Genomic DNA, 25,232 nt, shown 5'->3' on the forward strand with positions numbered 1-25,232 from the left:
TGTTTGAGGGGAGGACGACATCGGCGGTCCTGCTGCCACCATCAATCGCTGTCGCGTGCGACCAGCTCCAGCGGCCAGACCTCGCGGATGATCCGCGGCCCCTCCGGGCCGGCGAAGGCGGGAAGCGACGCCAGCAGCATTTCGGCGAGGCGTTGTCCCATTGGCTCCAGCGCCGGGCGGAAGGCGGTCAGCGCCGGGGAAAAATAGCGGCAGAGCGGCGTGTCGACGATGACGGTCACCGCCATGTCTTGACCCGGCCTGATGCCCATCTCGGCCAGCGCCTTGCAGCCGCCCAGCGCCATTGCGTCATTGTTGAAGATGATGGCGGTCGGCGGGGCCTTGGAGCGCATCACCTGAGGCGTCACCTCGTAGCCGCCGGCCTCGTTGATGAAGCCGGAGGCGATCAGCTCGGGGTCGATCTCGATGCCGTGCCGCTTTAGGGCCTTGCGGTAGCCGGCCAGGAACAAATAGCCGAAGTTGAGGTCGAGCGACGGACGGACGGCTGCGATGCGGCGGTGGCCGCGCGCCACCAGGCGGTCGACGGCGTCGGCGCCGGCCTTCTCGAAATCGAGGTCGAGGGAAGGATAGGACTTGGCCCCGGAGCGACTGCGGCCGAGCGTGGCGAAGGGAAAGCCGGCTTGCGTGAGATAGTCGATGCGCTCGTCCTCGCGCCGCGTCCAGGCCAGCAGCACCGCGTCGGCGCGGCGCGTTTCGACGACACGGCGCAGGCGCTCCTGCTGGTAGTCGCCCGGCGCCCCCATGACCACGGTCAGGTCGAGCCCGCTTTCGGCAAGCCTGGCCTGCAGCCCGATCAGGAATGGAATGAAGAACGGCTCGCCATATTGCTGGTCACCGGGATGCGGCTGCAGCATGAAGGCGATCGAATGGGTGGCGCCTTGCCTCAGGCTGCGGCCGGACTGGTTCGGCGAATAGTTGAGCGTCCTGGCCGCCTCGAGCACGCGCTGGCGCGTGTCGGCATTGACGTCGGCGCGGCCGTTCAGCGCTCGCGACACCGTGCCGATCGAAATGTTCAGGTGACGGGCAAGGTCGTGAATGCTGGATGCCAAGTGACTGTACTCCCCTTGCTTGGCTAGCACCGGTGGCCGCTGAGGCCAAGGCGACAGGACGATTTTCGCCAACGGCCAATTGACATTCTACGCCTTCGGGTGTGTTCTCGTAAACGTTTACGGAAAAACGTTTACGGTCCTGCCGTGAATGCCGTGACGATCGGTCTGGAGGGACCGAGCGGAGGAGGAGCGCTGGATGATCGATGTCGTCCTGGTCGGCTGCGGAGCGATGAGCAAGGCCTGGCTCGATGCCATCAGGCAGATACACGGGCTCACCCTTGTCGGCCTCGTGGATCTCGATGCCGAGAGGGCACGGGCGAGGGCGCGCGAATACGATCTCACCAATGCCGTCATCGGCAGCAATCTCGACGCCGTGCTCGACCAGACCAAACCGCAAGCGGTGTTCGACGTGGTGGTTCCAGCCGCCCGGCGCGAAGTCGCTTTTTCCGCTTTTGCCCACAATTGCCATCTGCTGACGGAAAAGCCGCTCGCCGACAGTCGGGAAAATGCGCGCGCCATCGTCGAGGCCGCGCGCCGCGCCGCGCGCATCCATGCGGTCGTGCAGAACCGCCGCTATGTCGCCGATGTCAGGCGCATCCGCAGGTTCCTGGATTCCGGCGCCATTGGTACGCCGACCAGCATCCACGCCGACTTCTTCGTCGCGCCGCATTTCGGCGGCTTTCGCGAGGAGATGGCGCATGTGCTGCTGCTCGACATGGCGATCCACACCTTCGACGCCGCCCGCTACATGGTCGCCGGCGAGCCGGCCAATGTCTATTGCCAGGAATGGGAGCCGGCCAATTCCTGGTACCGGCAGGGATCGTCGGCCAGCGCCGTCTTCGATCTCGGCCGCGGCAAGGTCTTCACCTATGCCGGCAGCTGGTGCGCCGCCGGCTTCCGCACCAGTTGGGAAAGTACATGGCGCATCGTCGCCGAGCGCGGCAGCCTCATCTGGGACGGTCATGACGACCTGAGGGCAGAAGCAGTGATGCCGGGCCGCGACGGAATGTTCGACAAAACCCAGCCGATCGCGGTGCCGCCGCTCGATGCGTCCGATCGCGTCGGCGGCCATCTCGGCATTCTCCAGGATTTCGTGGACGCCATCGAGACCGGCACCGAGCCGGAAACGCGCGGCGCCGACAACATCAAGAGCCTGGCCATGGTTTTCGGCGCCATCGAAAGCGCCGAGACCGGCCGCCGCGTGACAATCGCAGAGGACGCACAATGACGCCGAACCCGCTTCTCGACATCCGGATCGGCACCATGGTGCGGGCCAATCTCGACGACCCGGCGGCTTACGTCAAACAGATCCTGCCGCTCGGCTTCGAGAGCATCCAACCCTTCTTCTGGCAGACGCTTGGCGGCAAGGACCTGCCGCTTCTCGCCGGCCAGATCCGCGAGGCGATCGGCGATGCCGACGTCACCGTGTCCTCGCTCGGCGTGTTCGGCAATCCGCTGGAAGACGGCGAGGTCGACCGCGGCGTGCTCAAGGCCTGGGAGACGGTGATCGACAACGCGCATCTGTTCGGCACCTCGATGGTCAGCGGCTTCACCGGCCGTCTGCGCGGCAAGCCTCTGCCGGACAGCCTGCCGCGCTTCAAGGAGGTCTGGGGACCGCTGGCCAAGCGCGCCGCCGACAAGGGCGTCCGCATCGCCTTCGAGAACTGCGCCATGGACGGCAACTGGGCCGCCGGCGACTGGAATATCGCCCACAATCCGGACGCCTGGGAGATGATGTTCAACGAAGTGCCGGACGACAATCTGGGCCTCGAATGGGAGCCCTGCCACCAGCTCGTCTATCTGATCGATCCGATGCCGCAGATCCGCAAATGGGCGCCGCGCATCTTCCATGTGCACGGCAAGGACGCGACGGTGCGTTGGGACGTGATCCGCGAGCATGGCGTGTTCGGCCGACTGCCCTTCGTGCAGATGCGCACGCCCGGTTTCGGCGACAGCGACTGGACCCGGGTGATCAGCGAATTGCGACTGGCCGACTACAAGGGGGCCATCGATATCGAAGGCTGGCACGACCCGGTCTATCGCGGCGACCTCGAGATCACCGGCCAGGTGCGGGCGCTGGAATATCTCAAGCAATGCCGGGGAGGGGCCAGCTACCTGCCGAACCCGATGTGAGGATCGGCCGGCGGGAGGAGCCGGCCGGGATGTCTGTAGCGCGCATTGCCGAAGCGAATGTCGAAACCCCTCGCTTGCGAGGACAAAAAGGGAGGATAAGTGCATGAGCATGACGATGAGAAGGACCGTTCTGCGCTCGACCGTCGTGGCCGCCGCCACGGTGCTTGCCGCTGCGATCTCCACCTTGCCCGCGCAGGCGCTCGACGCCAAATGGTGCAAGGATGTCCACATCCGCTTCTTCGTCGGCGGCGCCGAGGGCGACGCTTTCGGCACCATCGTCTATAATGGCGCCAAGCAGGCAGAGACCGATCTCGGGCCGAAGGTCGACTACATCTTCTCCCAGTGGGACATCGAAAAGATGGTGCAGCAACTGCGCGAGGCCGTCGCGGTCAAGCCCAACGGCATCGCCATGATGGGCCATCCGGGCGACGCGTCGATCATGCCGCTCGCCGAACAGGCGCACAAGGACGGCATCAAGATGATGTATCAGAACGTGCCGGTGCCGAAGGTGATGGCGGCATTTGGCGGCGGCTATGTCGGCGCCCAGCAGGAACAGCAGGGCCGCGCGCTCGGCGCCGAGGCGTTCAAGCTCGGCAAGCTGAAGGCCGGCGACAAGGCGATCATGATCGGTCCGTTCGAAAACGAAAGTCGCGGCGCGCGCGAGCGCGGCACGGTGGCGGCGCTCAAGGAGGCCGGCGTCGAGGTCATCCAGTTGTCCTCACCGCCGAGCGGCGAATGGGCGTCCGATCCCAATCTGGCCATTCCGGTGATCACCGCGGCGCTGCTCAACAATCCCGACGTCAAGGCGGTCGGCTATCCCGGCGGGCAGATGCTCGGCAATGTCTCGACCTACATGCAGGCGGCGGGACGCAAGGCGGGCGAGATCTTCAATTTCGGCTTTGACACCAGTCCGCAGATCGTCGAGGGCTTCAAGGGCGGCTGGGTGCAATTGACCGCCGACCAGCAACCGTTCCTGCAGGGCTATCTGCCGATCCTCAGCCTCTGCCAGCAGGTGGTGCTGGGGCTGGCGCCGATGAATGTCGACACCGGCGCCGGCTTCGTCACGCCCGAAAATTACGAGATCGTCGCCGAGCTCGCCAAGCAGGCGCTGCGCTGACCTCCCAAGCCGCCGGCCGGGATCTCAGGCCCCGGCCGGTGGGACCGCTGGCGACGAAGCCGGCAAGCGACAATCAAAGCGAGGATCCGATGGCAGAACGCCTCATCGAACTGCGCGACATCAGCAAATCCTATGGCCAGGTCTATGCACTGGGCGGGGTCAATCTCAGCGTCGACCGCGGCGAGGTCGTCGGCCTGCTCGGCGACAATGGCGCCGGCAAGTCGACGCTGATCAAGATCCTCTCCGGCGTGGTCAAGCCGACCAGTGGCGAAATCCTCGTGCGCGGCAAGCCGGTGACCGGGTGGAGCGCCGCGCGTTCCCGCGAGGCCGGCATCGAGACGGTGTTCCAGGACCGGGCGCTGGCCGTGCAGCAGACCATCGTTCGCAACGTCTTCATGGGCCGCGAGCTGACCGGATTCCTGGGCTTTCTCAGGGTCAACAAGGAGATCGAGGAGGCAAGCCGGCTGATGCGCGAGATCGGCTTCACCTCGAAAGTGTTCACGCCGCAGTCGATCGTCGGCCAGCTTTCGGGTGGCGAGCGCCAGGGCGTGGCGATCGCCCGCGCCATCTACAAGCAGGCGGAGTTGATCGTCCTCGACGAGCCGACGACGGCGTTGTCGCTGACCGAAACCGCCAAGGTGTTCCATTTCGTGCGCCAGGTGCGGGCGAGCGGCCGCTCGATCCTGTTCATCGGCCACAACATCCATCATGTCTTCGACATCGCCGACCGCTTCGTCGTGCTCGACCGCGGCAAGGTCGCACTGACGACCGACCGCAGCGAGGTCAAGTCGGCCGAAGATCTCATCAACTTCATGGAAGAGGTCGCGCATCCCGGCGGATTGGCCGGGCTGCACGATGCCGGCGACGCGGAGCAGAGAGCACGATGAGCAAGACCATGGAGCCCGATCTGCACGAGCCGTCCGCCGGCATTCCCCGCCCCAGTGCCCAGAAAGAGTGGAAACACCCATCCGATCACTGGATGCGCGGCTTCATCCTCGACAACCGTGCCGCGCTCGGCACGCTCGCCGTGTTCATCGTCATGATGACGGTGTTCCTGATCGCCAACCCGACCGTCTTCACCACCTGGTATCTCTACCGCTCGGTGCTGACGACGCTGCCGGTGGCGCTGTTCGTGGTGGTGCCGCTGGTGTTCGTCGTCACCTGCGGTGAGATCGACCTGTCGTTTCCGGCAACGATGGGTTTTGCCTCATGGGTCTTCGCGCTGGTCGTGCAGGCCGGCTACGATCCGTTTCTCGGCATCGCCGCGGCGCTCGTCACCGGCATGCTGCTCGGCTTCCTGGTAGGCTCGCTGGTCGTCTATGGCGGACTGTCATCGCTGATCGCCACGCTCGGCATGAATTTCCTGCTGCGCGGCCTGATCCAGATCATCAACGAAGGCAAGTCGATGGCGCTGACCAGCCTCAGCGACAGCTGGGCCTACACGATCTTCTCAAGCCAGCTCCTGGGCATTCCGGTGCAGATCTTCTGGGCCATCGGCTTCGTCGTACTGTCGGCGATGCTCTATAACAGGCATCGCTTCGGCGCGCAGGTGAGGGTGGTGGGCGACAATCCCGACAGCGCCCAGCAAATGGGCATCGACGTCAAGCGCGTGCGGGTGAAAGTGTTCGTCTTCGTCGGCATCGGTGCGGCGCTCGCCGGCACCTTCTCGGTGATGATCAACTTCACCTGGTGGCCGACCGCCGGCGATGGCTATCTCTTGCCGGTGCTGGCCTCGGTGTTCGTCGGCGGCACGCCGACCTGGGGCGGCATCGGCACCGTGGTCGGCGGCGCCATCGGCGCCGTCACCGTGTCGTTCATCCAGACCGGCGTCGTCGCGGCGGGGTTGAGCGGCTTCTACGTGCAGTTCTTCAACGGCCTGATCATCATCCTGTCGCTGCTCGGGCATAAGTGGAACCAGGCAAGGTATCGGTGAGGGCTGTTTCGTTGGCGAACCGCATGCCTTGCGCGGACGCCCATCATTTCGTCATCCACGGGCGAAGCAAGGAGCGTAGCGACGCGGCGCAGACCCGAGGATCCATGCCGCGACTTAAAAGTACCGCTGCGGTTGTGGAATTCTGCTCCGCTGCATTTCTGGGCGAAGGTCGCGGCATGGATCCTCGGGTCTCCGCGACGTCGCTTCGCTCCTGCTCCGCCCGTGGATGACGAAGGTGGGGCTTCCGCCAGAGAATGGTCGCTTGTAGGGCAAGCGGGCGCTCACACCGCCGCGACGAACCCGTCCAGCACGCGCTTCTGGCCGGCCTTGTCGAAGTCGATGGTCAGCTTGTTGCCTTCGATCGCGGAAATGTTGCCGTTGCCGAATTTCTGGTGGAAGACGCGGTCGCCGACATTGAAGGGCGATGGCGTGTCGGCGACGGATTTGGCGACCAGTTCGCCGTCGATGGTGCGGCCTTTGACCGAGGTGCGGCCGGCGCCGTAGCCGGAATCGGTCTCGCCATAGCCGATGCGCTCGACCTGGTGGCCGGAGCGCGAGCCCCAGTTGCGGTCGGTGGCTTCGGTGCGGTTGGCCTGCGCGCGCTGCCAGCCCGGCGTCGCATAGGTGTTGGAGAAGGCGCCGGATTTTTCGGTGTCGGCGCCGACATTGTCGAAGCGCGAGGCGCCATAGGGGTTCTGCCGTCCTGCGCCCTGGCCGCCGCGGCCGGAGGCAAAAGAACCGCCGCCGTAGGAGTTGCCGTAGCCGCCATAGGAGTTGCCGCTTTCGGCGACCTCGACATGGGCTTCCGGCAGTTCGTCGAGAAAGCGCGACGGGATGGTCGACTGCCACAGGCCGTGGATGCGGCGGTTGGAGACGAACCACAGATGCAGGTTCTTCTTGGCGCGAGTCAGGCCGACATAGGCAAGCCGGCGCTCTTCCTCCAGCCCGGAGCGGCCGCCTTCGTCCAGCGCTCGCTGGTGCGGGAACAGACCTTCTTCCCAGCCGGGCAGGAAGACGGTCTCGAATTCGAGGCCCTTGGCCGAATGCAGCGTCATGATCGAGACGGCGTCGAGCCCGGCGTTCTGCTCAGCGTCCATGACCAGTGCGACATGCTCGAGGAAGGAGCGCAGCGATTCATACTCCTCCATCGAGCGGATCAGCTCTTTCAGGTTCTCCAGCCGGCCGGGGGCTTCAACCGAGCGGTCGTTCTTCCACATGTCGGTGTAGCCGCTCTCTTCGAGAATGGTCTCGGCGAGTTCGGTGTGCGGCGTGGTTTCCAGCGCCTTCTGCCAGCGTTCGAAATTGGCCGCGACTTCGCGCAAGGCGGCGCGCGGCTTCGGCTTCAACTCGTCGCTTTCGGCGAGCTTGGCGGCGGCTTCCAGCATTGGGATGCGCAGCGCGCGGGCCGTGTCGTGGATCTGGCGGATGGTGGCTTCACCAAGGCCGCGCTTGGGCACATTGACGATGCGCTCGAAGGCGAGGTCGTCGGCGCCTTGCGCCACCACGCGGAAGAAGGCCAGCGCATCGCGGATCTCCATGCGCTCGTAGAAACGCGGGCCGCCGATGACGCGGTAGTTGAGACCGAGCGTGACGAAACGATCCTCGAATTCGCGCATCTGGAAGGACGCGCGGACCAGGATCGCCATGTCGTTGAGATTGTGCTTTTGCCGCTGGTAGGTCTCGATGGTCTCGCCGACGGCGCGCGCTTCTTCCTCGGAATCCCAGGCGGCGTGGACATGCACCTTGCCGTCCTCCGGCTCGTTGCGGTCGGTGAACAGCGTCTTGCCGAAGCGGCCCTCATTGTGGGCTATGAGGTGGGAGGCGGCCCCCAGTATGTGCGCGGTCGAGCGGTAGTTGCGCTCCAGCCGGATGATGGTGGCGCCGGGAAAATCCTTGTCGAAGCGCAGGATGTTGTCGACCTCGGCGCCGCGCCAGCCATAGATGGATTGGTCGTCATCGCCGACGCAGCATATATTCACGCTCACGGGCTGTTCCGCGCCTGCCGGCGCGGGCCCTCCGCGGGGGCCTCGCAACGGCTCGGACGGACGGTCGTCCTTGCGGCCTTCGGCCGATTGGAGATTAGTCGCCGAAGGCTTGCGCCCGGCATCCGGCCTTTGCGCCAGGAGCCGCAGCCACATGTACTGGGCGGTGTTGGTGTCCTGGTACTCGTCGACGAGGATGTATTTGAAGCGCTTATGGTATTCCTTGAGCACGTCCGGATTGGCGCGGAAGATGCGGATCGGGTGGCAGAGCAGGTCGCCGAAATCGCATGCGTTCAGCGTCTTCAGCCGCTCCTGATAGGCCTTGTAGAGCTCGCGGCCCTTGCCGTTGGCGAAGGCGCGCGCATCGCCCTCGGCGATGTCGGCCGGGCCTTGCCCCTTGTTCTTCCAGCCGTCGATCATCTGGGCGAACTGCTTGGCCGGCCAGCGCTTGTCGTCCAGACCTTCGGCCTGGATCAGCTGCTTGATCAGCCGCACGACGTCGTCGGTGTCGAGGATGGTGAAATCGGAGCGCAAACCGGCGAGTTCAGCATGGCGGCGAAGCAGCTTCACTCCAATCGAGTGGAAGGTGCCGAGCCATGGCATGCCCTCGACATTGCCTTCGCCGATCAGCACGCCGATGCGGATCTTCATCTCGCGCGCGGCCTTGTTGGTAAAGGTCACCGCGAGGATCTGCGACGGGAACGCCTTGCCGGTGGCGAGGATGTGAGCGATGCGCGTGGTGAGCACGCGGGTCTTGCCGGTGCCGGCTCCGGCCAGCACCAGAACCGGGCCTTCGGTGGTTTCCACCGCCAGCCGTTGCTCGGGGTTCAGCCCCTTGAGATAGTCGGGCGCGTTGTTGTGGCCGCTGCGGGCAGCCATGGCGCGCGCGGCGATGCCCGACGGGGCCGTGGGCCGCGCATTGGGTTCGTCGAAAAAGGGCATGTCTTCGGAAAAGCCGGACATTGCCCCGAATGTAGTGATTCGGTGGGGAAAGACCAGAACTGTCTACGTTTTGTTCCGCTAAAGTGCCCGATTGCTGCCCCGCGCTCCCACTGCGGTCGATGTTATTCCAATTGCGATGGACCATTACCGCCTGCGCTTGAGGCCCGTGCTTGACAGGCGGGACCGTCAGGAGAAAGTTGTGCTTCGGGCAGCGACGCAATGCCGGGTTGCCATGGCCGCGCCGCGAAGCGCAACAGTCGAAGGAGTATCATCTTGGCTGTCACCATCACATCCCTCATTCTTTTCCTCATCGGCCTGGCACTCGGCGGCGGCGGCATCCGCCTGGCGATGCTGGGCGGCAGCTGGTACTATGTCGTTGCCGGCCTTGCCTTCCTGATCGCCGCCTGGCTGCTCTACCGGCGCCGGTCCACCGCACTGTGGCTCTACGCGGTGATCGTGCTCGGCACGTTGGCCTGGGCGGTCTGGGAAACCGGCTTCGACTGGTGGGAACTTGGACCGCGCGGCGGCATCATCGTGCTTCTCGCTTTGTGGCTGCTGACGCCGTGGGCGAGGCGGGGTCTTGTCGGCCCTGACGCACGCGCGCCGCTGATCCTTGCCGTGCTGGCCTCGCTGGCCGTCGCCGGTTATTCGATGACTTCAGATCCGAAGGACATTGCCGGCGAACTTGGCACTGACAAGGTGGTCGCCAACGCCAATCTTGGCAATGATGTGCCGGCCGGCGAGTGGCACTATTACGGACGTACGCAGTTCGGCCAGCGCTATTCGCCGCTCGACCAGATCACACCGGACAATGTCGCCAAGCTGCAGCCTGCCTGGACCTACCAGACCGGCGACGTGAAGGGTCCGGACGATGTCGGCGAGACCACCTATCAGGTGACGCCGCTGAAGATCGGCGACACGCTCTACATCTGCACGCCGCACAATTTCGCCATCGCCATCGATGCCGCGAGCGGCAAGGAGAAATGGCGCTTCGATCCCAAGGTCAAGCTCGACAAGGACCGCCAGCACCAGACCTGCCGCGGCGTGGCCTATTATGCCGATGCCGCCGGCGCCGCCGGGCAGCCCTGTGCGACCCGCGTCTACCTGCCGACCTCGGACGCGCGGCTGATCGCGCTCGACGCCGCCAACGGGCAGGTCTGCCCGGCTTTCGCCGAGGGCGGCACGCTGAACCTTCTGACCAACATGCCCTATCCGAAGTCGGGCTATTACTACTCGACCTCGGCCCCGCTGATATCAGGCGGCAAGATCATTGTCGGCGGCGCGGTCAACGACAATTATTCGACGCAGGAGCCGTCCGGTGTCATCCGCGCCTACGACGCTGCCACCGGCGCGCTGGTGTGGAACTGGGATTCCGGCAATCCGGACCAGACGACGCCGCTGCCGGCCGGCCAGACCTATACCGCCAACTCGCCCAACATGTGGTCGACGCCGAGCGCCGACGAGAAGCTCGGCCTGCTCTACGTGCCGCTCGGCAACCAGACGCCGGACCAGCTCGGCGCCGGGCGCAGTTCCAATGTCGAGAAGTTCTCGTCGTCGATCACCGCGCTCGACCTCAACACCGGTCAGGTGCGATGGGTGCGGCAGACCGTGCACCACGATCTCTGGGACATGGACGTACCGGCACAGCCGAGCCTGATCGACATCACCAAACCCGACGGCACGGTGGTGCCGGCGCTGGTCGGACCGACCAAGCAGGGCGACCTCTATGTGCTCGACCGCCGCACCGGCGAGCCGGTCATTGCGGTCAACGAAGTGCCGGCGCCGGGCGGCGCGATCGAAGGCGACCACACATCGCCGACGCAGCCGGTCTCCGATCTCACCTTCATGCCGAAGCCGCTCACCGGCGCCGACATGTGGGGCCTAACCATGTTCGACCAGTTGGCCTGCCGGATCGAATTCCAGGGCCTGCGCTATGAGGGTCGCTATACGCCGCCTTCCGTCCAGGGGTCGCTGATCTACCCCGGCAACTTCGGCACCTTCAACTGGGGCGGCGTCGCCGTCGATCCGGTCCGGCAGGTGCTGTTCGGCATGCCGACCTACCTGGCGTTCAAATCGCAGTTGATCCCGCGCGATCAGGTGCCGCCGCCGGACGAAGGGCGCGGCAGCGAGCAGGGGCTGAACCGCAACGAGGGCGCGCCCTATGCGGTGGTGATGGGACCGTTCCTGTCGCCGCTCGGCATTCCTTGCCAGGCGCCGCCCTGGGGCTATGTCGCCGGCGCCGATCTCAGGACCGGCAAGATCGCCTACAAGCACCGCAACGGCACCGTCTACGATATGACGCCGCTGCCGCTGCCCCTGAAAGTCGGGGTGCCGGGCATCGGCGGGCCGATGATCACGGCTGGCGGCGTCGCCTTCCTGGGGGCCGCGGTCGACGACTATCTGCGCGCCTACGACCTGACATCGGGCAAGCAGCTGTGGCAGGCGCGGCTGCCGGCCGGCGGGCAATCGACGCCGATGACCTATACGGTCGCCGACGGCCGCCAGTTCGTGGTCATTGTCGCCGGCGGCCACGGTTCGGTCGGCACCAAGCCTGGGGACTATGTGATGGCCTACGCGCTGCCGAAGTAGGCGACAGGGTAACGCGATCTTTCAGAGGTCGCGCCGCCCCTCATCTGTGCCGGTGTCTTTCCCCGTATAGTGACGGGGAGAAGTGCCCGACTGGGCGATGAGGGGCGGCAAATCTTCCGATCGACCCGTTGTCGATCAGCCAATCCCTAGATGACCCTTCAGGCTGGGCACCGAGCCGAGCACCTTGTTGGTCAGGTCGGGGCCGGCGGCGGCTTCGGCCTGCTGGATCAGCGTTGCACCGGCCTTCTGGATTTGCGCCATATCGAGCCCGGATGCTTTGAGCGCGGCGATGCCGTTGATCAGCGCGCCGGCCTTCTCGCCGAGAACGCCGCCAAGCGCGCCCTGCAACGACGACAGAAAACCGCCACCGCCGGCCGGAGCGGCGGCCATGACGTCATATTGATGGGCGAGGTCGTCGGCGCCGGGGATCTTGGCGAAGAACGCCGAGGCGCTTGTGCCTTCCGCCTCGTGTTCGAGCACCGAGAAAATGGTGCCGACGACTTTCTCCGTCGTCGCCTGGTCGAGGCCGGCCTTCTGCGAAACGGTGTTGACGATGTCCTGGACGTTCATAGCGTCACCTCAACCCTGGTTTTTCGTGTTGCGGTTCCGCTCAGCGCGGACCCTGATCAACGATCGTCTGCCTGCGTTCAGAACCATCGAGCACAGGGCCAAAGCGACGGCCGCCGCAAGGACGAGCGCGCTGGCGAGGATCGGGGAAGGCATGGTCATGGTCATCGCTTCCTTCTGGGTTTGACGTGTAGGCACGCGGTCAAGATACCGTCGATAGCCACCTTCCCTCACGATTGTGGCAGCGCCAGCAGGATTTATCGCCAATGACCAAAAAGTGATGACACGGCCGTGCATGGCACCGGCTTTACTGCCGGGACGCGGCCAGCGGCCTACGCCCTGAGGCAATCGGCGGCCGCGATGAGTGCTCGACTGGACCATGCCGGCTTGGTCCCTATGTAGCTGGCAATTAAAGCCCGAAGCAGAGGACCCGATCCATGACGAAACCCGACGCCAAGCCCGCCATCACCCAGGCGATGATCGACGCCTATGACGAATATACGCATCTGACGCTCGATCGCCGCCGGTTCATGGAGCAGTTGACCCGGCTTGCCGGATCGGGTGCGGCGGCCGCCGCGATCGCCCCGCTTCTGGCGGCAAATTCGGCGCAAGCGGCTGTTGTCGCCGACAACGATCCGCGGGTGAAGGGCGAGGACATCAGCTATCCCGGCGGCAGCGGCGAAATGAAGGGCTATCTGGTCAAGCCGGTGGACAAGGCGGGCAAGCTCGGCACGGTGATCGTCGTGCATGAGAACAGGGGGCTCAACCCGCATATCCGCGATGTGACGCGACGCGTGGCGCTGGAGGGGTTCGTGGCGCTGGCGCCGGATTTTCTGTCGCCGCTCGGCGGAACACCAACCGATGAAGACAAGGCGCGCGACATGTTCGCCAAGCTCGATCCGGCGCAGACCATCGCCGACGGTGTCGCGACCGTCGCTTTCCTCAAGAGCGACAAGGACGGCAACGGCAAGGTCGGCGCCATCGGCTTCTGCTGGGGTAGCGGCACGGTCAACATGCTGGCCATCAACGCCCCCGATCTCAGTGCCGGCGTTGCCTATTACGGCATGCAGCCGAAGGCCGCCGATATGTCCAAGATCAAGGCGGCCTTGCTGCTGCACTATGGCGGACTGGACGAGCGCATCAATGCCGGCATCGACGCCTTCAAGAAGGAACTCGACGCGGCGCATGTCGAATACACGGTCTATGTCTATGAAGGCGCCAACCATGCCTTCAACAACGACACGTCGGCAGCGCGCTACGACAAGAAGGCGGCCGACCTGGCCTGGGGCAGAACGATCGCCTTCCTCAAGCAGAAACTGGCATAGGGGCGTCCGTCTAATCCGTGTTCGCCGGCTTGTGGAAGGCGACGCCGGCGGCCACAAGCGCAATGCCGAGGCAATCGGTAAAGCTTGGAATCTGGCGCAGCACGACGACGCCGATCAGCGTCGCGGTGACGGGCAGCAGCGACAGCATCAGCGCGAAGCTCGCGCGTGGCAGCCGCGACATGGCGAGCTGGTCGCAGATGTAGGGGATAACCGACGAGCAGATGCCGACGCCGATGGCGGCGAGCAGCAGCGGCGGCGAGAAAAAGGCCGGCAGCGCATCGGTGAAGCCGATCGGCAGCACGACCACGAAAGCGATCGCCATGGCGGCACCCAGGCCGGCAATGCCGCTGCCTGCGCCCGAAGCGGCGACGCGGTGGCCGAGCACGATGTAGCCGACAAACAGCGCGCCGTTGAGGAAGGCCCAGAACAGCCCGATGGGATCATCGGACCATCTGACGTCGATGAGCAGCAAGGTGCCGGTCACCGCGACGGCAAGGGCGGCAAGATTGCGCGAGCTCCTGAGGCCGACCACCGCGACCCCGATGGTGCCGACGAATTCGATCGCCGCCACCAGCGAGATAGGCAGGCGGTCGAGCGCCAGGTAGAACGAACAGTTCATCACCGCCAGACAGGCGCCGAAGGCCAGCAACAGCAGCCTTGTCGAGCGATCGGCGCGGGCGAAGCTTCGCCATGGACGGGTCAGGGGTGCGAAGATGAGTGCTGCCGTGGCGATGCGCAGCCACGCCATGCCGAGCACGCCGACATGCGGGAAAAGCAGCACGGCGAAAGCCGGCCCGAGATAGTGGAAGACGGCGCTGACGCCGAACCAGACATGCGGCGGCAATTTTTCCGTCAGCCTGGCGAGGGTGGGATTGCCGGGGGCAGGGTCTGCTGTAAGAGCTTGCGTTTGATCATCCATCGGATCAGTATCGCAGGCATATTTGCCGGTTTATATGAGTGATGATGGGCTCGTCTGGCGAGAGTTCTCTCGGAAGCAAGGAATTTCCTATGAAGCGCCTTCGAACTGAAAGTGCCGATCTCGATGCCGCCGACATGAAGATCCTGCGTCTGCTGGAGAAGGACGCGCGCACCAGCACGGCGGAGCTGGCACGCTCGGTTGGCCTGTCGGCGCCGAGCGTGGCAGAGCGCATCAAGCGGCTGCAGGAAAGTGGCGTCATCGAGGCCTATTCGGTCAGGATCAACCCGGCGGCACTCGGCCTGCCGCTGTCGGCATGGCTGCGCATCCGGCCGGTGCCGGGGCAACTGGCCGTCGTGGCCGAGATCATCCGCGAACTGCCGGAGATCGTGCAATGCGATCGCGTGACCGGAGAGGATTGTTTCGTCGCGCTGGCGCATGTCGGCTCGGTGGCCGACCTCGAGCGGGTGATCGACCGCATTATTCCTTATGCGATGACCAATACGGCGATCATCCAGTCGTCGCCGGTGGTGGCGCGCTCGGCCCTGGCGGCATTGAGGCGCCAGGCTTGACGTACAGGGAGAGGACCTATGCGTGGCCGCGCTTCATGCGCGCCTGCTTCAGGATGGCGCGCCAGCGGATCATGTCGAACGGGATCGGCTCGTTGTTGTTGGCGATGTGGAAGATCTCGTTGTTGACGTTCTTGAGCGAGCGCCAGAAATCATAGTCGGTGATGCGCGGATCGGCAGCCAGCCTGTCCACCTCGACCTTGATGTCGGTTTTCATGCACTTTCCTCGAACCGGCGCCGCGCCGCCCGTGTCGCTACCTCGATGCGGATCGTTTTCGACCGACCCGCTGAGTCGCGCAACGGCTCAAATGGCTTGTTCCCGTTAAAACCTTGGTAAGGTTAACGTGGCCGCCAAGCCGCTTCAAGCACTGGTGTCGGTGGATTTGAAGGTCCCGCGATTTTGGGTTGCAGGTGTGGCTTTGAGGTCCGATCGTCGCCCTATTTGCGTTTGATGCCGATCGAGCGGCCGGCCCGTTCCGGCATCGGCAGTGCCGAATGGGCGGCGCGCATGGCTTCGACCCTGGCCAGCACATCGGTGGGGAAGGGCGCCACCTTCGGCCCGGACATGTCGACATGCAGCGACAGCGATTCGGACGTCGCGGCCAGCCAGCCGTCGACATGGCGGATTTCCTGATAGGCCCGCAGCCGCTTGTCGTCGTGGTCGATGAGTTGGAAAGAGACCGTGACCTTATGCTCGAGATGCAGCTCCTGCACGTAGCAGACATGGACTTCGGCCGTGTAGATGGTGAGGCGACGATCCCTGGCATAGTTCGGTCCCATGCCCATTGCCTCGAAGGCGTCGTCCGAGCAGCGGTCGAACAGCACGTTGTAATAGGCCATGTTGAGATGGCCGTTGTAGTCGATCCAGTCCTTCTCGATGTCCATGGGTTTTGAGACGAAGGGAGTGGGGATGGGCATCGAAACTTCCTTGTTCTGGTGCTGGACAGAGCGTGGCTCCGGAGACTACGCATCCATAGACGCATAACAAGCGTGGACGCTGGTCCATTCGCGGAGGAATTCATGGCTCTGAGCGACCTCAACCCGGTCGAACGCAACGAGGAGGGCATCGCCGCCGTGCTAGGCATCCTCAAGCAGCAGCTTGGCGAGCGATTCCAGACCGGCCAGGCGACCCGCTCGCAGCATGCCCACACCACCACCTATATTCCGACGCAGGCGCCGGACGGCGTCGCGTTTCCCGAGACGGCCGCCGAGGTGCAGGAGATCGTGCGGGCCTGTGCCGCGCACCGCGTGCCGGTGATCGCCTTCGGCGTCGGCTCCTCGCTGGAGGGTCACACCAACGCACCGGGCGGCGGCATATCGGTCGACACGTCGCGCATGAACCGCATCCTGGCGGTCAATCCGCAGGACCTCGACTGTACGGTCGAACCCGGCGTCACCCGCGAGGACCTTAATCGGCATCTGCGCGACACCGGCCTGTTCTTTCCGATCGATCCGGGCGCCAATGCCTCGCTCGGCGGCATGGCGGCGACGCGGGCGTCCGGCACCAATGCCGTGCGCTACGGCACGATGCGCGAGAACGTGCTGTCACTGACCGCCGTGATGGCCGACGGCGAGACGGTGACGACCGGCAAGCGCGCGAAAAAGAGCTCGGCCGGCTATGATCTGACGCGGCTGCTGGTCGGCTCGGAAGGCACGCTCGGCATCATCACCTCGCTGACGCTGAAGCTGCAAGGCATCCCGCAGGCGATCTCTGGCGGCGTCTGCCCGTTTCCGAGCGTCGAGGCGGCCTGCAACGCGGTCATCGCGACGATCCAGATGGGCATCCCGGTGGCGCGCATCGAACTGGTCAACGCGCTGCAGATGCGGGCGATGAAGAACTATTCGAAGCTCGACTATCCCGAAAGCCCGTGCCTGTTCGTCGAGTTTCACGGCAGCGATGCCGGCGTTGCCGAACAGGCCGAGACCTTTGGCATGATCGCGGAGGAGAATGGCGGCGGGCCGTTCCTATGGACCAGCGTCGCCGAGGAGCGCACAAAACTGTGGAAGGCCAGGCACGACGCCTACTGGTCGTCGCTGACACTGCGGCCGGGCGCCAAGGGGCTGTCGACCGATGTCTGCGTGCCGATCTCGCGCTTTGCCGAATGCGTCATGGAAACCGAAGCCGACATAGCCGAGATGGGTCTGATCGCGCCGATCGTCGGCCACGCCGGCGACGGCAATTTTCACGTGCTGGTGCTGATGGATGTCAACGATCCCAAGGAGATCGCATTGTCGGAAAAGTTCGTCGCGCGGCTCAACATGCGGGCGATCGCCATGGACGGCACCTGCACCGGCGAGCACGGCATAGGCCAGGGAAAGATCGGCTTCCTGCGCCATGAACTCGGCCACGGCGTCGACATCATGCGCACGATCAAGCAGGCCCTGGATCCGCTTGATATCATGAACCCGGGCAAGGTTTTGCCGGGGGACTAGGCGAATCCTCCAGCGCAAGGCCGCAGGCGGCTCGTCTTGACCATGCCACCATTCGGGCCGAGACTTCGCCGAGCAGCGAGGCCTGAAACAGACAGGCGTGCCAGCGGAGGAGAAGCGTCATGGCGATTTCACGCAAGGAAGAGGCGCGGGCGCTGAGCGCCGACGAACAGGAATTGGTGGAGAAATCGCACCATCCTTCGGTGCAGGAGCTTTCCGACGCCGATCTTGCCGGTCTGGTCAAGCTGTTGCGGGACCGGCGCGACAAGGCGCAGACCGAGGCGCATCGGCGCCGCCGCGAAATGCGGGGCAAGGGAGCGCCGAAAGGTGCTGCGCCCTCAAAGTCCGATGGCGGTTCGCAGGTAAAGCTGGCGGTGCTGGCCATGGCGATGCGGCGGCTGAATGGCGAGGCCGAGCGGCGCCGGCAACTGGCGGCCAGCGTTTCGCTGGTTGGGAATGCGCGCAAGGTGCTGGCCATGAAGCAAAATGCGCCGGCGGACGGTCCCGCGCTCAATTCGCGGACGGCTCACAAGGGCATGCGCGCCGTGGCTAGCAAGCGGGCGCCGAAGCTGGTCCGGCCGGCGGAACTCGGCCGGCAGCGCAAGGCGGGCAAGGTGGCACAAGCGAAGCGCGACGCACGCTGATCTTCGCCGATAGAGGCCGTCAGCCGTTCTTTACCGGGCGGCGGGAAGCTTCTCCTGCGCGCCCTCGACAAGCGCCTGCAGCATGGGGCGGGTTGGCGCGAAGAACGTTGTGCCGGTCTGCGGCGTCGAGAAATCGAGCAGGCGGTCGTAGGCGCCCGGCGGGTCGCCGATATACATGCGCTGCAGCATCTTCTCGATCACCCAAAGATATCTGGAATAGCCGATGAAATAGGTGCCGAACTCGTTTTGTCCGGGCCTGCCGAACGGCATGTTGTCGCGCAATATGTCGTACTCGTTGCCATCGGCATCCTCGATGGTGGCCAGCGACTTGTGTGATTTGCGCGGCGCGTCGTCATCGTCGATTTCGATGTTGTCGATCTTGGTGCGGCCGATGATTTCTTCCTGGAGAGGCGTCGGCGTCCGCCCCCATGCCTGGAGATCGTGCAGGTACTTCTGGACGACGACATAGCTGCCGCCAGCGAAGTCGGCGTCTTCATCGCCGACGAGCGCAGAGGCGGGCAAATCGAGGCCGGTCGGGTTGGCGGTGCCGTCGATGAAGCCGAGCAGGTCGCGCGCATCGAAATAGCGAAAGCCGGAAACCTCGTCGACGACGCTCACGCCGTCGCCGAGATTGTCGAGCAGAATGCGCTCGAACTCGAAGCACATGTCGGGGCGTTCGGAGCGGATGTGGAAGAGAAGATCGCCAGCGGTCGAGGGCGCCGAATGAACGGATCCCTTGATCGGCGCAAACGGTTTCAGTTCCAGCGGCCGCCGATCTGGAGAAAGACGATCCCAGAGATCGCGGCCGATGCCGGCAATGCACGAAAGCCGCCCGGAAAGATCGCGGAACCCGACGGTTTTGACGAGATCGTCGAGCCCACCAAGCACGGAGGCCACCTTGGCGAGCGCGGTCTGCTCGCCGGCGACGGTGACGACAAGAAAGACCGCCGAAAGCGACAGCGGAGCGTCGACGCTTTGCGCGTCGATCGGCACGCGATCCCAGTTCTTCCCAGACATCCGAATTCTCCGCTTTGCGAGGATTTGTTTCAGATCATCCGGGATCGCGCAACACTGGATGAATTGCCTCTTTATCGACACGCGGATGCGGGTAGAGTGCGGCAGAATTTCAATCAACCCATTCGGAGCTGATGCTCGCACGCCTGTTCGTGATCTTTGGTGGCCTGTTCGTGCTGGTGCTATGTGCGGCGCTGGTGGTGCCGTATTTTGTCGACTGGACAGGCTACCGCGCCCAATTCGAGCGCGAGGCGAGCGCCATTCTCGGCCGCAAGGTGACTGTGCAGGGCGACGCCACGGCAAGGTTGTTGCCGTTCCCCTCGGTGACCTTCTCGAATGTCGCTGTCGCCGGCGGCCCCAATGGCCAGCCGGCCATGACCGTCGAGACGTTTTCGATGGATGCGGAACTGGCGCCCTTCCTGCGTGGCGAAGTGCTGATCTTCGACATGCGGCTGGTGCGGCCGAAAGCGACCATCGACATCGCCAACAATGGCACGGTCGACTGGGCGATGCGGCCGTCCTCGCCCTTCGACCTCAACCAGATCTCGATCGAGAAGCTGACGGTGACGGAAGGGCAGATCGAACTGCGCCATGCCGCCGGCGGGCGCAGCCATCTGTTTTCCGAGATCAATTCAACTATCTCGGCCAAATCGCTGGCCGGGCCATGGCGCATGGACGGCACGCTGCGGCTGGACGGGTTGCGCACCGCGGTCACCGCGTCCACCGGCAAGGCTGAAGGCAACGGGCAGATGCGGCTGCGGCTGAAGGCCGATCCGGACGCCTATCCGCTGGTCATCGAAGCCGACGGCAATGCTGGCATTGTCAATGGCGCTGCCGTCTATTCCGGCCAATTCAAAATCTCCGGTGCGGACAAGAACAGCGCCGAGCTGCGCAGCACCGACGGTGAGACGGTGAAGGTTTCCGCCGGCAAGCCCGATCCGGGCTTTCGGCTGAACGGCAAGTTTTCGCTCGACCACCAGAAGTTGGGCGTCGACGAATTCCGCTTCGAGACCGGGCCGCTCGACAACCCCTACACCGCCGATGGCAAGGCTTCTGTCGATCTCGGGCTGAAACCGAGTTTCGCCATCGAGGCCAATGGCGCGCAGGTGCAGTTCGACGAGGCGGTGGGCGCCGAGGCCGGCGCCGGCCTGACGCTGGACCAGCGCATCGCGGCGTTTGAGCAGGCGCTGCTCGACATGCCGAAGCCGACTATCCCCGGCACCGTCGAGGTCAAGCTGCCGGCGGTGGTGGCCGGCGACACCACGGTGCGCGACGTGCATCTTTCCGCCGAGCCGGTCGATGGCGGCTGGTCGGTGAAATCTCTTGCCGCGACCTTGCCCGGCCGCACCACGCTGGAAGCCGATGGCATGCTCGTGCTCAATTTGGAGGGTCATTTCGGCTTCAACGGCTCGCTGCTGCTGGCCGTGGCGCAACCCTCCGGCTTTGCCGCCTGGCTGTCGAAGGATGTCGACGAGGCGATCCGCCGTCTGCCTGCCGCCGGCTTCAAGGCCAAGGTCGACCTCTCGCAGAAGCGCCAGGCCTTCAGCGATCTCGAATTGATCCTGGGTAAGGCGAGGTTTTCCGGCCGCATCGATTCCAGCCAGCCCGACGATGCCAAGCCCTCAGTGCTGATGCGTCTCGAAGGGGGCGACCTCGATGTCGACGGGCTGGCGGCCTTCGCCTCGATCTTCGTCAGCGACAAGGGCGCCAATCGCTTTGCCGACCGCGACCTCGATTTCCAGATCAAGGCAGGGCCGGTCAACGCTGGCGGGTTGACCGCGGATACCGTCGACACGGCGCTCAGGCTGCGCGACGGGCTGCTCGAAATCGACCGGCTGTCGGTGGGCGGGCTGGCCGGCGCCTCGATCAGCGCCACCGGCAGGATCAAGGATTTCCCGGCGAGCCCGACCGGCAAGCTCGATGCGTCGGTGGTTGCCGTCGACCTGAAGCCGCTGGTCGACGTCGCCGCCCAGCACTATCCCGACAGTGCCGTGCTGAAAGGGCTGGCGAGCCGCGCCGCTGCCTATCCCGAGCTGTTCCAGGATGCGCGTGTCGACCTGGTGGCGAGTGCGGCCGACAATGGCGACGGCACCACCGGCCTGGCGGTGAGCGGACAAGGCAAGGCCGGCGGCTCGGCCTTTTCCGCATCGCTGTCGGGGAAGGGGGTGGTGGACAAGCTTCTCGAAGCGCCGGTGGCGCTTACCTTCAACGCCAAGAACCCTGACGCCACCGCGCTGCTGGCCCTTTACGGCCTGCCGGCGCTGCCGCTCGGCATGCTGGGCGAGGCAAGCACCGACATTCAGGCCAAGGGAACGCTGGGTGGCGGCCTGGCGACGAATTTCAGCCTTGCCGGCAACGACTTCAAGGCTGGTTTCGAAGGCACGATCGCCGATACGCCGCAGGGCTTCGCCGCCAAGGGCAAGCTCAGCCTCGATGCCGCCGACATCGAGCCATGGCTGATGACGTCAGGCATCGGTCTGCCCGGCATGGGGGCGGGCATGTCGACGTCGCTCGCCGCGCAGGGCGACTATGGCAACGGTCTGCTGGTGCTGGACGAACTCAGCGGCGCCATCAACGAAGCGGCGGTGTCCGGCGACGTCAATATCGATGTAAAGAACGGCGTGCCGCATCTGGCTGGGGCGCTGGCGCTCGACGAACTCGACCTCGATCCCATGGCGGTGGCGCTGTTCGGCGATTCCGCCTTTCTTGCCGACAAAGACGGGACCGACAAGGATGGGGCAGGCAAGGGTGGCGTGTGGCCGGCGACACCGTTCAGCCAGAAATCCAGCCTGCCTTTCACCGCCGACCTCGACCTGACCACGGCAGCACTTGCCGCCGGGCGGTTCGCCACGGCCTATGACGCCGCTTTTTCGCTCAAGCTCGACCAGGAAGGCATCCGCGTTTCGGATCTCAAGGCGAAATTGCTTGGCGGGGCGCTCAGCGGCCTGTTCGAGCTGAAGAACAATGACGGCACCGGGCTGTTCACTGGCCAGATGAAACTGGCGGGCGCCGATCTGGCGACCGTGCTGCCGGATGCCGGCATCAGCGGCATCGGCGACTTCTCGACAGCGCTGTCAAGCAGCGGCAAATCGGTCGAAGGGATGGTGGCCGCCTTATCAGGCTCCGGCACTGCGGCGTTGAAGGGCGTGAAAGTTGCTGGCGTCAATCCAGATGCGTTCAGTGCGTTCCTCGTCAAGGCGGATGCGATCGGGCGTGACATCGATGCGGCCAAGACTGCCGGCTTCGCGCCTGACATCGCCGCTGATGGCAGTCTAGCCGCCAAGGACACCGACATAGCCTTCACGGTTGCCGGCGGCACGCTGCGGGCGCCGCCGGTCAGCCTGGAAAATCCGGCGGCTACCTTGTCCGCCGACGTCACGGCGGATCTCAACGCGGCCACGGTGTCGGCCAAGGGTGCGATCACCTATCGGCCTGGCGACGAGGCGCTGGTCGGCTCCGAGCCGGTCGTGAATTTCACCGCCGAGGGGCCGTTCGGCGCGGTAAAACGAGCATTCGACAGTGAGCCGCTGGCGCAGTTCCTGACCCAACGCGCGCTGGAAAAGGAACAGCAGCGCGTCGAGGCGATGCAGGCCGCGCTGCTCGAAAAGCAGCGGCTTCGGCGCGAGGTCCGCTACTACGCGGCGCTGCAGGATGCTCGCGACAAGGCGGCCGAAGAACTGCGCAAGCAGCAGGAAGCGGCGCGGCTGAAAGCCGAGGCGGACGCCAAGGTAAAGGCGGAAGCGGATGCCCAGGCCAAGGCTGAGGCGGACGCAAAGGCCAAGGCCGATGCCGATGCGAAGGCGGCTGCCGAAAAGCAGGCCGCCGACGAGGCGGCCAAAGCGCAGGCCGAGCAGGAGCGGCAGAAGGCGGAAGAGGCGGTGCGCATCGCGGCGCAGGAAAAGGCAAGGCTCGAGGCCGAGCGCAAGGCCGCGCGCCAGGCTCCCAAGGTGGAGCGTGCGCCGCTGCCGCAGGCCAACGACAATCCGCCGCCGACCAAGCCGAAGTCCAATCCGTTCACGATCGACAATCTGCTGAAGTCGCTGCAGTAGGCCAAACGCCTTCCTGACCGGCGATCCGCAGATTCAGAGGACGAGCAGTTGCGCGCTCTCTGCCGCATAGCGGGCGTGGCGAAAATCCCGGATGGTCAATAGTTTGCTGTCCTGCCAGGCCAGCAGGATGAAATAGGAAGGCCGCGCCGCCGGATCATCGCTGTCACGGACGAGCACTGCTGGCCTGTCTTCGACGAAGCCCGGCACGAAACGCCAATCCTGCACCCGGGAATAGTTGCCGAAATAGGTACCCACTTCCTTGCGGCCATTGAGCCGTGTCCTGGCCACCAGCTCCAGCCGGACTTCATCCGCCAGCATGTCGCGCACCGCGTCGAAGTCGCGGGCATTGAAGCGATCGATGTAAGCATTGAGCAGCAGACGCTCCGCCGCACTCAGTCTCGGAACAGGACGGTCGTCCGGTTCGTCCGCAAGATCGCGCAGCCGGTGGCGACCACGATGGAGCGCCGCCTTGACCGCGGGAATGCTGGTGTCGAGCGTGGCGCTGATTTCCTGCAACGAATAGCCCAGAACGTCCATCATGATGACGCTACTTCGCTGCGCGACGGGAAGGCGCATGAAGGTATGCAGGCCGGCCGCCGCTGTCTGGCGATCGACGGTGGGGTTTGCAGGGTCGACGATCATGTCCGGGTCCGCATCGGAAAAGTCCCTTTCACGGGCTCGCCGGCGCAGAAAGTCGAGCGCAGCATTGTGGGCAATGCGAAACAGCCAGCCCTCCGGATTGGCGATCGGGCCGGCGTTGGGCAGCGCCTCGAACGCCTTGGTCAGGGCTTCCTGCAGCACGTCCTCACCGTCGATGACCGAGCCCGTCATGCGGGCGCAGTAGCCGTGCAGCTTGGGGCGCATCTCACCAAACAGGCGATCAAAAGGCTCGCGGATCTGGCCGGGAATGTTCATGCGCCTCTGATCGCCATTACTGGTCGAGCATACGGTAGCTGCCCACCACAGTCATTTCCTCGCGTTGCGGACGCTCGATCAAGCGATCCCTGATGCCATTCTGAAAGGCCTCGAATGCCGTCAGCCCGGTGATGATGTCGGCATGGGCTTCGGTTTCCGTCTCGACCAGATGCACAAAGGTCCCGTCGTCGGACCGCCACGTCATGTAGCGAACGCCGTCCGGCGATTTTTCCCGCAACTCCTGGAACACGGCCTTGACCAGCCGTTCGTTCTCGTCGGCCCGTTCCGGTTTCGTCTTGTATCGTATCAAATGGCGTTTCATCGTGGTCATTCCTCTTTGTTGCCTTGCGCCCTGCGGGCCGCTCATTTCCGAGACGTTGCGGCGAACCAAAAGGATTCGGGCTGCCGGCAAAATAGTTCGACCCGATCCCGTGCAACCCCCGGAACGTCACGCATGGTCCCGATCGAGCAGCCGCCGCAGCATCGGTTCGATGCGTGACAGCTCGTCGAGATGCGCCGCCGACAGCTCGGCCAGACAATCGTCGGCGCGCTCGGTCAGTTGCAGCAGCACGCGACGGTGGTCGTCCTTGTCCTGATCCCTTGTGACCAGCCCCGCCTCGCCGAGGCGGTTGACCAGTTCGACGGCGCTGTGGTGGCGGATACGCAGGCGTTCCGCGAGATCGCCAACCGTCACCGGGCCGCCGCCGGGGAATCCCTTGATCGCAAGCAGCGCCTGATGCTGGCGCGGGGTCAGGCCGGCGTCTTCCGCCTGGACCTGGCTGAATTCGAGGAAGCGGCGGATCAGGTAGCGAAACTCCGATAGCCGCTGGTAATCGGCTTGGCTGATGGCGGGGCGTGATTTTTGTGGCTGCGACATATCAGACATGTGTTCGTTTTCCGGCGAAAGCTCAAACGGATTTCGGGCGAAACCGGCTTGAATATTTATATCGTGTTACGATACATATCCACCAACAAGCCCGGCTGGCCGCTTCGACCGTGCCGCATCTCAGACATACGGCGCGCCGCCAGGAAGCAAACTG

21 protein-coding genes are annotated in these 25,232 nt (G+C 64.7%); 11 read left to right on the forward strand and 10 right to left on the reverse strand.

The features are described 5' to 3' along the window. Window positions 1–41: 41 nt before the first annotated feature. A complete protein-coding gene (locus tag NKH95_RS19455; RefSeq protein ID WP_128303515.1) occupies window positions 42–1,067 on the reverse strand; it encodes a LacI family DNA-binding transcriptional regulator in 1,026 nt (341 codons plus the stop codon). Window positions 1,068–1,263: 196 nt separating this feature from the next. Between NKH95_RS19455 and NKH95_RS19460 the strand changes: the two genes are divergently transcribed. From NKH95_RS19460 to NKH95_RS19480, 5 genes are all read left to right on the forward strand, one after another. Beyond that, window positions 1,264–2,295, forward strand: coding sequence for a Gfo/Idh/MocA family protein (locus NKH95_RS19460; protein ID WP_352892565.1), 1,032 nt, complete (start codon window positions 1,264–1,266; stop codon window positions 2,293–2,295). Then, entirely contained in the window at window positions 2,292–3,200 is a 909-nt protein-coding gene (locus NKH95_RS19465) for a sugar phosphate isomerase/epimerase family protein (RefSeq protein WP_352722477.1), read from the forward strand. Before NKH95_RS19460 ends, NKH95_RS19465 begins: the two co-directional genes overlap by 4 nt. Window positions 3,201–3,303: 103 nt before the next feature. Then, on the forward strand, window positions 3,304–4,317 hold the full coding sequence (locus tag NKH95_RS19470; protein ID WP_352892570.1) for a substrate-binding domain-containing protein: 1,014 nt from the start codon (window positions 3,304–3,306) through the stop codon (window positions 4,315–4,317). 89 nt (window positions 4,318–4,406) lie between these two features. Continuing rightward, window positions 4,407–5,204, forward strand: a complete 798-nt coding sequence (locus NKH95_RS19475) for an ATP-binding cassette domain-containing protein (protein ID WP_352892574.1) — start codon at window positions 4,407–4,409, stop codon at window positions 5,202–5,204. After that, window positions 5,201–6,250, forward strand: coding sequence for an ABC transporter permease (locus NKH95_RS19480; RefSeq protein ID WP_128303519.1), 1,050 nt, complete (start codon window positions 5,201–5,203; stop codon window positions 6,248–6,250). Before NKH95_RS19475 ends, NKH95_RS19480 begins: the two co-directional genes overlap by 4 nt. A 281-nt stretch (window positions 6,251–6,531) precedes the next feature. Here NKH95_RS19480 and NKH95_RS19485 read toward each other — a convergent pair whose 3' ends face one another. After that, a complete protein-coding gene (locus NKH95_RS19485; RefSeq protein WP_352611242.1) occupies window positions 6,532–9,195 on the reverse strand; it encodes an ATP-dependent helicase in 2,664 nt (887 codons plus the stop codon). 252 nt (window positions 9,196–9,447) lie between these two features. Here NKH95_RS19485 and NKH95_RS19490 point away from each other — a divergent pair, with 252 nt between their 5' ends. Beyond that, window positions 9,448–11,763, forward strand: a complete 2,316-nt coding sequence (locus NKH95_RS19490; RefSeq protein ID WP_352776023.1) for a glucose/quinate/shikimate family membrane-bound PQQ-dependent dehydrogenase — start codon at window positions 9,448–9,450, stop codon at window positions 11,761–11,763. A gap of 135 nt (window positions 11,764–11,898) precedes the next feature. Here NKH95_RS19490 and NKH95_RS19495 read toward each other — a convergent pair whose 3' ends face one another. Continuing rightward, complete coding sequence (locus NKH95_RS19495) at window positions 11,899–12,333, reverse strand: hypothetical protein (protein ID WP_013530999.1); 435 nt, start codon at window positions 12,331–12,333, stop codon at window positions 11,899–11,901. A 434-nt stretch (window positions 12,334–12,767) separates the two neighbouring features. Between NKH95_RS19495 and NKH95_RS19500 the strand changes: the two genes are divergently transcribed. Continuing rightward, on the forward strand, window positions 12,768–13,655 hold the full coding sequence (locus NKH95_RS19500) for a dienelactone hydrolase family protein (RefSeq protein WP_352892577.1): 888 nt from the start codon (window positions 12,768–12,770) through the stop codon (window positions 13,653–13,655). Between the two features lie 10 nt (window positions 13,656–13,665). On the opposite strand, the gene NKH95_RS19505 is transcribed toward NKH95_RS19500, so the two are convergent. Beyond that, on the reverse strand, window positions 13,666–14,574 hold the full coding sequence (locus NKH95_RS19505) for an EamA family transporter (protein ID WP_352892579.1): 909 nt from the start codon (window positions 14,572–14,574) through the stop codon (window positions 13,666–13,668). An 89-nt stretch (window positions 14,575–14,663) separates the two neighbouring features. Between NKH95_RS19505 and NKH95_RS19510 the strand changes: the two genes are divergently transcribed. Then, the gene (locus NKH95_RS19510) at window positions 14,664–15,143 is read left to right on the forward strand and encodes an Lrp/AsnC family transcriptional regulator (RefSeq protein ID WP_352442261.1); all 480 of its coding nucleotides are present in this window, start codon (window positions 14,664–14,666) and stop codon (window positions 15,141–15,143) included. Between the two features lie 16 nt (window positions 15,144–15,159). On the opposite strand, the gene NKH95_RS19515 is transcribed toward NKH95_RS19510, so the two are convergent. Together NKH95_RS19515 and NKH95_RS19520 are read right to left on the reverse strand one after the other, a co-directional pair. After that, window positions 15,160–15,357 carry a hypothetical protein gene (locus NKH95_RS19515; RefSeq protein ID WP_013531006.1) on the reverse strand — a complete coding sequence of 66 codons (198 nt, stop codon included), beginning with the start codon at window positions 15,355–15,357 and terminating at the stop codon, window positions 15,160–15,162. Window positions 15,358–15,578: 221 nt separating this feature from the next. Further along, entirely contained in the window at window positions 15,579–16,058 is a 480-nt protein-coding gene (locus NKH95_RS19520) for a thioesterase family protein (RefSeq protein WP_352761659.1), read from the reverse strand. Between the two features lie 102 nt (window positions 16,059–16,160). Here NKH95_RS19520 and NKH95_RS19525 point away from each other — a divergent pair, with 102 nt between their 5' ends. Continuing rightward, window positions 16,161–17,573 (forward strand): FAD-binding oxidoreductase, encoded by a 1,413-nt coding sequence (locus NKH95_RS19525; RefSeq protein ID WP_352892581.1) that lies wholly within the window; start codon window positions 16,161–16,163, stop codon window positions 17,571–17,573. Between the two features lie 119 nt (window positions 17,574–17,692). Continuing rightward, window positions 17,693–18,214, forward strand: coding sequence for a hypothetical protein (locus NKH95_RS19530; RefSeq protein ID WP_352442263.1), 522 nt, complete (start codon window positions 17,693–17,695; stop codon window positions 18,212–18,214). A 30-nt stretch (window positions 18,215–18,244) separates the two neighbouring features. Here NKH95_RS19530 and NKH95_RS19535 read toward each other — a convergent pair whose 3' ends face one another. Then, window positions 18,245–19,231, reverse strand: coding sequence for a Dyp-type peroxidase (locus tag NKH95_RS19535; protein ID WP_352892582.1), 987 nt, complete (start codon window positions 19,229–19,231; stop codon window positions 18,245–18,247). 131 nt (window positions 19,232–19,362) lie between these two features. Between NKH95_RS19535 and NKH95_RS19540 the strand changes: the two genes are divergently transcribed. Continuing rightward, window positions 19,363–23,277 (forward strand): AsmA family protein, encoded by a 3,915-nt coding sequence (locus NKH95_RS19540; RefSeq protein ID WP_352892583.1) that lies wholly within the window; start codon window positions 19,363–19,365, stop codon window positions 23,275–23,277. Between the two features lie 33 nt (window positions 23,278–23,310). Here the strand turns inward: NKH95_RS19540 and NKH95_RS19545 are convergent, their stop codons facing one another. From NKH95_RS19545 to NKH95_RS19555, 3 genes are all read right to left on the reverse strand, one after another. Continuing rightward, the gene (locus tag NKH95_RS19545) at window positions 23,311–24,192 is read right to left on the reverse strand and encodes a sigma-70 family RNA polymerase sigma factor (protein WP_352551844.1); all 882 of its coding nucleotides are present in this window, start codon (window positions 24,190–24,192) and stop codon (window positions 23,311–23,313) included. Between the two features lie 16 nt (window positions 24,193–24,208). Next, window positions 24,209–24,514, reverse strand: coding sequence for a hypothetical protein (locus NKH95_RS19550; protein WP_352551846.1), 306 nt, complete (start codon window positions 24,512–24,514; stop codon window positions 24,209–24,211). Window positions 24,515–24,640: 126 nt separating this feature from the next. Next, entirely contained in the window at window positions 24,641–25,078 is a 438-nt protein-coding gene (locus NKH95_RS19555) for a MarR family winged helix-turn-helix transcriptional regulator (protein WP_352551848.1), read from the reverse strand. Window positions 25,079–25,232: the final 154 nt, after the last annotated feature.

It is taken from the genome of Mesorhizobium sp. M0848, from assembly GCF_040319805.1.
In the GTDB taxonomy this organism is placed as follows: Bacteria; Pseudomonadota; Alphaproteobacteria; order Rhizobiales; family Rhizobiaceae; genus Mesorhizobium.